The following is an 8,669-nucleotide window of genomic DNA, read 5'->3' as shown; positions in this document are numbered from 1 at the left end:
TGAGCGCGTGCGGGTTGGCCATCATGAGCGGGACGTCCTTGCACGTGCCCGGCTCGGACTCGTCGGCGTTGACGACGAGGTAGCGGGGTCCGCCGTCGGGAGGGCTCATGAACGACCACTTGAGGCCCGTCGGGAAGCCGGCCCCGCCACGGCCGCGAATGCTCGAGTCCTTGACGGCGCCGAGGACGTCCTCGGGTGTCATGTCGAGCGCCTTGTGCAGCGCCTGGTAGCCGTCGTAGCGCTCGTACGTGGCGAGCGTCCAGGACTGCGGCTCGTCCCAGATCCGCGTGAGGATCGGGGTCAGTGTGTCGGTCACTTGGGGCCGTCCTTCCCGTCCGTGCTCGGCTGGGACTCGCTCCCTGGGGCGACCCAGCCGTTCTCCTTGGCGATGCGAAGGCCGAGCAGCGAGGCGGGGCCGGCTCCCGGGCCCTGGTCGGCGAGGCCGTCGGGGAAGCCCGCGAGGACCCGCGAGACCTGCTTGAAGGTGCAGACCCGGTCCGGGCCGCGCGTCGGACGCACGTCCTTGCCGGCGCGGAGGTCGTCGACGAGCTGCACGGCGCTGTCGGGCGTCTGGTTGTCGAAGAACTCCCAGTTCGTCATGACCACGGGAGCGAAGTCGCAGGCCGCGTTGCACTCGATGCGCTCGAGGGTGACCTTGCCGTCCCCCGTCGTCTCGTCGTGCCCGATGCCGAGGTGCTCGGAGAGGGTGTCGAAGATCTGGTCGCCGCCCATGATCGCGCAGAGGGTGTTGGTGCAGACCCCGACGGTGTACTCGCCGTTGGGGTGGCGCTTGAACTGCGTGTAGAAGGTGGCGACCCCGCTGACCTCGGCCTCGGTGAGGTCGAGCAGCTCCGCGCACAGCGACACTCCCCGGCCGGTGACGTAGCCATCCACCGACTGCACGAGGTGGAGCAGGGGCAGCAGGGCCGAGCGCTTCTGCGGGTAGCGGGCGATGACCTCGGCGGCGTCGGCGCGCAGCTGCTCGAGGACGTCCGGCGCATAGGGCTCCTTGGACTCCGGGCTGACGTGCAGGTGCCCGGAGACGTGGGACGTGTCGTTCGCGGACATCAGCGGTCCACTCCTCCCATCACGGGATCGATCGACGCCACGGCGACGATGACGTCGGCGACCTGGCCGCCCTCACACATCGCGGCGACGGCCTGGAGATTGTTGAAGCTCGGGTCCCGGAAGTGGGCGCGATACGGGCGCGTGCCACCGTCGGAGACGAGGTGGCAGCCGAGCTCGCCCTTGGCGGACTCGACCGGCACGTAGGCCTGCCCCGGCGGGACCCGGAAGCCCTCGGTGACGAGCTTGAAGTGATGGATGAGGGACTCCATCGAGGTGCCCATGATCTCGCGGATGTGGTCGAGGCTGTTGCCGAGACCGTCGCCGCCGAGGGCGAGCTGGGCCGGCCACGCGATCTTCTTGTCCGCCACCATGACGGCGCCCTGGCTGCCCTCACTCGCCTGCAGGCGGTCGGTGCACTGCTCGACGATCTTGAGCGACTCGTACATCTCGTCGAGCCGGATGCGCATGCGGCCGTAGGCGTCGGAACTGGTCCGGGTGATGACGTCGAAGTCGTAGGTCTCGTAGCCGCAGTACGGGTTCGTCTTGCGCAGGTCGTACGGCAGACCCGTCGCGCGGAGCACCGGCCCCGTGATGCCGAGAGCCATGCAGCCGGCGAGACTCAGCACGCCGACGTCGACCATGCGGCCCTTGACGATGGGGTTCTCGTTGAGCAGTGCCTCCAGCTCGCCGATGCCGCGTCGCAGCTCCGGCACCAGCTCGCGCAGCGCGTCGATCGCGCCGGGCGGCAGGTCCTGCGCCACGCCGCCGGGGCGGATGTAGGCGTTGTTCATCCGCAGCCCGGTCACCATCTCGAAGAGCCGCAGGATCCGCTCGCGCTCGCGGAACCCCACCGTCATGACCGTCGTCGCGCCCATCTCCATGCCGCCGGTGCCGAGCGCCACGAGGTGCGAGCTGATCCGGGTGAGCTCCATCATGAGGACGCGCAGCACGCTGGCGCGCTCGGGGATGTCGTCGGTGATGCCGAGCAGCTTCTCGATGGCGAGGCAGTACGCCGTCTCCTGGAACATCGGCGTCAGGTAGTCCATCCGAGTGCAGAAGGTGACGCCCTGCACCCAGGTGCGGAACTCCATGTTCTTCTCGATGCCCGTGTGCAGGTAGCCGACGCCGGCGCGGGCCTCGGTGACCGTCTCGCCGTCGAGCTCGAGGATGAGCCGGAGCACGCCGTGCGTGGACGGGTGCTGCGGGCCCATGTTGACGACGATGCGCTCCTCGTGCAGCGCGGTGGCCTCGTCGACGAGGTCGTCCCAGTCACCCCCGGAGACGTTGAAGACGGTGGCATCGCCCGCGGCGGCCTCGTCGGCTGCGGTCGTGGCGTAAGGGTCCGCGCCGAGCCGGGGGTCGAGCCCGGGGCTCGTGCCGTGGACGGTGTCGTCGCTGCTGGTGTTGGTGTTCGTGCTCATCAGTTGTACGACCTCCGCTGGTCCGGCGGTGGGACCGTGGCGCCCTTGTACTCGACGGGGATGCCGCCGAGGGGATAGTCCTTGCGCTGGGGGTGGCCCGGCCAGTCGTCGGGCATGAGGATCCTCGTCAGGGCGGGGTGCCCGTCGAACTCGATCCCGAACATGTCCCACGTCTCGCGCTCGTGCCAGTCGTTGGCCGGATAGACCGAGACGATGGAGGGAATGTGCCGGTCGTCGTCGGGGCAGCTCACCTCGACGCGAATGCGCCTGCCGCCGTGGGTGATCGACACGAAGTGATAGACCGCGTGGAGCTCCTCGCCGACGCGGTCGGGGTAGTGCACCCCCGAGACGCCGGTGCAGATCTCGAAGCGGAGGGCGGGGTCGTCACGCAGGACCCTGGCGACGGCGAGCAGGTGCTCCCGGTTGACGTTGATCGTCATCTCGCCCCGGTCGATGACGACCGTGGAGACAGCCTCGGCGAATGACGCCGTGCCGCCGACGAGCCCTCGCTCGAGGGAGTCGGCGACCTCGTCGAAGTAGCCGCCGTAGGGCCGCGAGGTCTCCCCTGCGATGAGGACGGGGCGACGGAGCAGGCCGTAGCCGGATGTGTCACCCCCCTGGGTCGCGCCGAACATCCCTTGGCGGTAGCCGACGACCTGGGGCGTCGTCTCCCCGGGCTCGACGTCCCCGGAGGCCGACTGCGCGAACTCGATCTCGCCCGGCGTCAGGCCGCTCTCCTGCGTCTTCTCGGGGTTCTTCACGACCTCGGCCGCGTCGTCCTTCGTCACGTCGTCCTTCGTCACGTCGTCGCTCATGCGAGCAGGCCCTTCATCTGGTGCGTCGGCGTGGCCTGGAGCGCGGCCTCCTCGGCAGCGCGGGCGGCCGCCTCGCGGTTGACGCCGAGCGGCATGGTCTGGACCTGCTTGTGCAGCTCGATGATCGCGTTGAGCAGCATCTGGGGCCGAGGCGGACAGCCCGGCAGATAGATGTCGACCGGGATGATGTGATCGACGCCCTGGACGATGGCGTAGTTGTTGAACATCCCGCCGGAGCTCGCGCAGACGCCCATCGAGATGACCCACTTGGGATTGGGCATCTGGTCGTAGACCTGGCGCACGACGGGGGCCATCTTCTGGCTGACCCGGCCGGCGACGATCATCAGGTCGGCCTGCCGCGGCGTCGCGGAGAACCGCTCCATGCCGAAGCGGGCGATGTCGTAGTCCGGGGTGCCGACGGCCATCATCTCGATCGCACAGCAGGCGAGTCCGAACGTCACCGGCCACATCGACGCCTTGCGCATGTAGCCGGCGAGCCCCTCGACGGTCGAGAGGAGGAATCCGGCCGGGAGCTTCTCTTCGATGCCCATGGTTTCTCCTAAGTCCTACGTGCTCGCGCTGGCTCGCTCAGTCCCACTCGTCCGCTCAGTCCCACTCCAGGCCGCCACGTCGCCACACGTACGCGTAGGCGACGAAGACGGTGACGATGAACAGGACCATCTCGACGAGCGCGAAGAGGCCCAGCTGGTTGAAGGCGACGGCGAACGGATAGAGGAAGACCGACTCGATGTCGAAGATGATGAAGAGCATCGCCGTCAGGTAGTACTTGACCGGCACGCGGCCGCCCCCGGCCGGGTGCGGGGACGGCTGGATGCCGCACTCGTAGGCCTCGAGCTTGGCCCGGTTGTACCGCTTCGGTCCGATGACGAGCGAGGCCCCGACGGACAACACTGCGAAGGCGAAGCCGAGACCCAGCATGAACAGGATCGGGACGTACGGGTTCATCCTCGGTCACTTGCCTTTCGGTCGTGGCAGTAGTGGCAACGCTGGCTGACTGTGCACGGCGCACCCATCCTAGGGGCGTTCCCGACGATTGTGCTCGCGGTCACAAACCCCACCCCCGGACCGACCGGACGGGCCCTCGGGAAGCCGGCCCAGCGGCATACGACACGGTCGTGCTCATGCGTCCGGTGCCATCTTCGCCAGGGCGTTGATGATCCGGTCGCTCGCACCCTTGCCGCCCGGCTCTGCGAGGTTGGCCATGATCTTCAGCAGGAACTTCATCAGTGTCGTGCGGGGCAGCCCGTACTTCGTCGCGAGGCGCATGACCTCGGGGTTGCCGATGATCGTCGCGAAGTGCCGGCCCAGCGTGTAGTACCCGCCGAGGTCCTGCTTCATCCGCGTGTTGTAGGACAGGAGGACGCGCTCGCGCCCGGCGGCGTCGGCCCGGGCGAACGCGTGGGCGATGACCTCTGCTGCGGTCCGGCCCGACTCCATCGCGTAGGCGATCCCCTCGCCGTTGAACGGGTTGACCATGCCGCCCGAGTCGCCCACGAGGAGCAGCCCGTCGGCGTAGTGCGGCTGCCGGTTGAACCCCATCGGCAGCGCGGCGCCGCGGATCGGCTGCGTCATCGTCTCGTCGTTGTAGGTCCAGTCCTCCGGCATCGTCGCGACCCAGCGGCGCATGACGTCCCGGTAGTCGACGTTGCCGAACGCCTTGGAGGTGTTGAGGATCCCGAGCCCGACGTTGCTCGTGCCGTCGCCGACGCCGAAGATCCACCCGTAGCCGGGCAGCAGGACGTCCTTGCCCGACGGGTCCTTGGCCCAGAGCTCGAGCCAGGACTCGAGGTAGTCGTCGTCGGAGCGCGGGCTCGTGTAGTACGTGCGGACGGCCACGCCCATGGGCCGGTCGTCGCGCTTCTGCCGGCCCATCGACAGGGACAGGCGGGAGGAGTTGCCGTCAGCCGCGACGACCACCGGGGCGCGGTACTCGTGGGTGTCGCCCGTCGCCCGACCGTTCTCGTCGACGGACTTCGCGGTGACGCCGACGATGGCCCCGCGCGCGTCGGTGATCGGCCCGGTGACGTTGCACCCCTGGACGAGGCGCGCGCCGTTCTTCACCGCGTGCTGCGCGAGGATGTCGTCGAAGTCCATCCGGGTGCGCACGAGGCCGTAGGGCGGGAAGGCGGCGTTCTCGGGCCAGTCGAGCTGGAGGCGCATGCCGGCGCCGATGATGCGCAGGCCCTTGTTGCGGATCCAGCCGTCCTCCTCGGGCGTCGGGATGCCGAGGGTGATCAGCTCCCGCACCGCGCGGGGCGTGAGGCCGTCACCGCAGACCTTCTCGCGCGGGAAGTGGGTCTTCTCGAGAAGGAGCACGTCGATGCCGGCCATCGCGAGGTAGGCGGCGGTGGCGGAACCTCCCGGACCGGCTCCGACGATGATGACGTCAGCAGCATCGACCCGACTGTCGACATTCGTAGTGCTCATGGCTCCCTGCAGGTTCCGAATGCATGCGTGCGGCTGCTTGTGAATCGGTTCACGAACTCGAGTGCACCCTACTCCGGACCGCTCCTCGTTGTCAGATAAGGCAACCCTTACCCTGACGCTTCCGAACTCACGGCGGCCGGCCCCCCACCGTCACCGTTCCTGACCGTCCCCGACGTCATCGTTTGGTGGCGGTGTGGAGCGCGACGATCCCACCGGTGAGGTTCTTCCAGCCGACGCCGGACCAGCCCGCCTGCTCGATCCTGCGCGCCAGCTCCCCCTGTGGCGGCCAGGCCTGGATCGACTCAGCGAGGTAGACGTAGGACTCCGGGTTGCTCGCCGTGCGGCGGGCGATGCTCGGCAGGACCCGGAGCACGACCTTGTCGTAGGCGGTCCGCACGACGCGGTTGACCGGCTGGCTGAACTCGCAGATGACGAGGCGCCCACCGGGCTTCGTCACGCGGAGGAACTCCCGCAGGGCCACGTCGATGTCGGCGACGTTGCGCAGGCCGAAGCTCATCGTCACGGCGTCGAAGCTCTCGTCGGCGAACGGCAGGCTCATCGCGTCGGCAGCGGTGAACGCCATGTCGGGCCGACGGCGGCGCCCCACGCGCAGCATGCCGAGGCTGAAGTCCGCGGGGACGACCTCGATCTCGCGGTTGGCCCAGGGTTCGCTCGACGTGCCGGTCCCTGCCGCGATGTCGAGGATCCGCTCGCCGCGCTTCGCTCCTACGGCCTTGACGACGGCGCGGCGCCAGAGCCGATCGATCCCGGCGGTCATGACGTCGTTGGTGAGGTCGTACTTCTCGGCGACGGTGTCGAACATCGACGCGACGTCGACGGGCTTCTTGTCGAGCTGGGCGCGGGTCATGGGCCCATCCTTCCACCCGGGCCGGCGACGGACCGACTTCCTTTCGACGCGAGAGCCGGCGCCAGCGCGGACCGTACCGGAGGTCGCCACGGTGCCCCTGTGGAAGGTGTGGTGCTGGTCGCAGTGGAGGTCCGGGATGGCGTCGAAGGCTGCCCGACGGTCGTAGAGTTACCGGCGATGTCATCGCTTCCCGCCCGCGAGGCGCCCACCCCATCGGCCGCTCCGGCCGTCATCGTGCGCACAGTGGCGCTCGACTCCGACGAGCCGCTGCTCGCGTACCTCCCCCGTGAGGCCGGCCAGGACGAGGTCGTCTCGTGGGTGCGCCGAGGTGAGGGGCTCGTCGGTTGGGGCACCGCACTGGAGTTCTCGGCGTCGGGCACAGGCCGCTTCAGCGCGGCCGAGGCCTGGTGGCGCTCGGTGACGACGCGCGCGGTGGTGCGCGACGAGGTCGGGGTCCCCGGCACGGGGCTGGTCTGCTTCGGCTCGTTCCCCTTCGCGGACGACTCCGACGACGTGGCCCGGCTCGTCGTGCCCTCGACCATCGTCGGCCGCCGCGACGGCCACGCCTGGGTGACGTCGGTGACGCTGGAGCCGCAGCTGCTGCCCGTCGGGGCCCCTTCCGTCGCCGGTGAGGCGGACGCCCCCCACGGCGTGACCTTCGCCGACGGGTCGGTCTCCCCCAGCGACTACGCCCACGCCGTGGCCGAGGCCGTCAAGCGGATCAGTTCCGGCGCGCTCGACAAGGTCGTCCTGGCCCGGGACCTCATCGCCACCGCGCGCGAGCCGATCGATCCCCGCTGGGTGCTGCGGCGGCTCGCCGAGCGCTACGAGAACACCTGGGTCTTCGCGGTCGCCGGACTGCTCGGCGCGACGCCGGAGCTGCTCGTCCGCCGCGACCAGGGCCTCATCACGTCCCGGGTCCTCGCGGGCACGATCCGACGGACCGGTGACGACGAGGCGGACCTCGCCCTGGCGGCGTCGCTGGCCCGCTCGTCCAAGGACCTCGAGGAGCACGAGTACGCCGTGCGCTCCGTCGCCGAGGCCCTGGCCCCGCACTGCTCGTCGATGAACGTGCCCGAATCACCCTTCGTCCTCCACCTGCCCAACGTCATGCACCTTGCGACCGACGTCGCGGCAGTCAGCGCGGACGACGCGTCGTCCCTGACCCTGGCCGCCTCGCTCCATCCCTCGGCCGCCGTGGGCGGGACCCCCACCGAACGGGCCGTCGAGCTGATCGGCGAGCTCGAGCACATGGACCGCGGACGCTACGCCGGACCCGTCGGCTGGATGGACGCCCGTGGTGACGGCGCGTGGGGCATCGCCCTGCGAAGTGGCGCCTTCCTGCCCGACGACCCGACGACGATCCGGCTCTACGCCGGGTGCGGCATCGTCGCGGGTTCCGACCCGGAGTCGGAGGTCGCGGAGTCCAACGCCAAGCTCATCCCGATGCGCGACGCCCTCGCGAGCGACTGATCGTGGCCGTATGCCGCTGAGCTCGCCCCCGGCCGGAGGTGCCCACGCGCTGGCGCTGGCACTGTTGCAGGCGCTCTGGAGCGGTGGTGTGCGGGAGGTCGTCCTCGCCCCCGGGTCCCGGTCCGCCCCGCTCGCACTCGCCCTGCATGCAGCCGACGCCGCCGGCGACCTGCGGCTGCACGTGCGGGTCGACGAGAGGACCGCCGGCTTCCTCGCGCTCGGCCTGACCAAGGGCTCGCGGCGGCCGGTGGCGGTGGTGACCACCTCGGGCACCGCCGTCGGCAACCTGCTGCCCGCGGTCATGGAGGCGCACCACACGGCGCTGCCGCTCGTCGTCATCTCCGCGGACCGCCCGGAGCGGCTTCGCGGCACGGGAGCGAACCAGACGACACTCCAGGCCGGCATCTTCGGGCACTTCGCTCCGTGCCACGACCTGCCGCCAGTGGCGCCCACCACGTTGCTCGCCGAGGCGGCTGCCGGCGCATGTGCCCGACCCGGCCCCACCCAGCTCAACCTCCAGCTCGACGGGCCGCTCATGCCGGCTGACGCCGATCCGACGACCTGGTGGGTCAGGCC

The 8,669-nt window shown here is 70.0% G+C and carries 9 protein-coding genes and 1 pseudogene; 2 read left to right on the top strand and 8 right to left on the bottom strand.

The window, feature by feature from the left end:
• The 8 genes and pseudogenes from LOY02_RS13705 to LOY02_RS13670 form a co-directional block, all read right to left on the bottom strand.
• Nucleotides 1–316 (bottom strand): annotated as a pseudogene (locus tag LOY02_RS13705) (NADH-quinone oxidoreductase subunit F); the annotation flags it as partial.
• Nucleotides 313–1,068, bottom strand: a complete 756-nt coding sequence (gene nuoE / locus LOY02_RS13700; RefSeq protein ID WP_317182919.1) for an NADH-quinone oxidoreductase subunit NuoE — start codon at nucleotides 1,066–1,068, stop codon at nucleotides 313–315. The gene nuoE and the pseudogene LOY02_RS13705, both read right to left, overlap by 4 nt.
• Nucleotides 1,068–2,489, bottom strand: coding sequence for an NADH-quinone oxidoreductase subunit D (locus LOY02_RS13695; RefSeq protein WP_317182918.1), 1,422 nt, complete (start codon nucleotides 2,487–2,489; stop codon nucleotides 1,068–1,070). The genes nuoE and LOY02_RS13695 overlap by 1 nt, the downstream gene beginning before the upstream one ends.
• Nucleotides 2,489–3,304 (bottom strand): NADH-quinone oxidoreductase subunit C, encoded by an 816-nt coding sequence (locus LOY02_RS13690; protein WP_317182917.1) that lies wholly within the window; start codon nucleotides 3,302–3,304, stop codon nucleotides 2,489–2,491. The genes LOY02_RS13695 and LOY02_RS13690 overlap by 1 nt, the downstream gene beginning before the upstream one ends.
• Nucleotides 3,301–3,855, bottom strand: coding sequence for an NADH-quinone oxidoreductase subunit B family protein (locus tag LOY02_RS13685; protein WP_317182916.1), 555 nt, complete (start codon nucleotides 3,853–3,855; stop codon nucleotides 3,301–3,303). The genes LOY02_RS13690 and LOY02_RS13685 overlap by 4 nt, the downstream gene beginning before the upstream one ends.
• 55 nt (nucleotides 3,856–3,910) lie before the next feature.
• Nucleotides 3,911–4,270, bottom strand: a complete 360-nt coding sequence (locus LOY02_RS13680; protein WP_317182915.1) for an NADH-quinone oxidoreductase subunit A — start codon at nucleotides 4,268–4,270, stop codon at nucleotides 3,911–3,913.
• A gap of 174 nt (nucleotides 4,271–4,444) precedes the next feature.
• Nucleotides 4,445–5,752, bottom strand: coding sequence for a geranylgeranyl reductase family protein (locus LOY02_RS13675; protein WP_317182914.1), 1,308 nt, complete (start codon nucleotides 5,750–5,752; stop codon nucleotides 4,445–4,447).
• Between the two features lie 175 nt (nucleotides 5,753–5,927).
• A complete protein-coding gene (locus LOY02_RS13670) occupies nucleotides 5,928–6,620 on the bottom strand; it encodes a demethylmenaquinone methyltransferase (protein WP_317182913.1) in 693 nt (230 codons plus the stop codon).
• A 177-nt stretch (nucleotides 6,621–6,797) separates the two neighbouring features.
• Between LOY02_RS13670 and LOY02_RS13665 the strand changes: the two genes are divergently transcribed.
• Nucleotides 6,798–8,093, top strand: a complete 1,296-nt coding sequence (locus tag LOY02_RS13665) for an isochorismate synthase (protein WP_317182912.1) — start codon at nucleotides 6,798–6,800, stop codon at nucleotides 8,091–8,093.
• Nucleotides 8,094–8,103: 10 nt separating this feature from the next.
• Nucleotides 8,104–8,669 (top strand): thiamine pyrophosphate-binding protein (locus LOY02_RS13660; protein ID WP_317182911.1); only part of this gene is annotated, 566 nt, incomplete at its 3' end.

Source organism: Intrasporangium sp., from assembly GCF_032907665.1.
GTDB lineage: Bacteria > Actinomycetota > Actinomycetes > Actinomycetales > Dermatophilaceae > Intrasporangium.
This window is presented reverse-complemented; position numbering and strand designations above follow the sequence as displayed.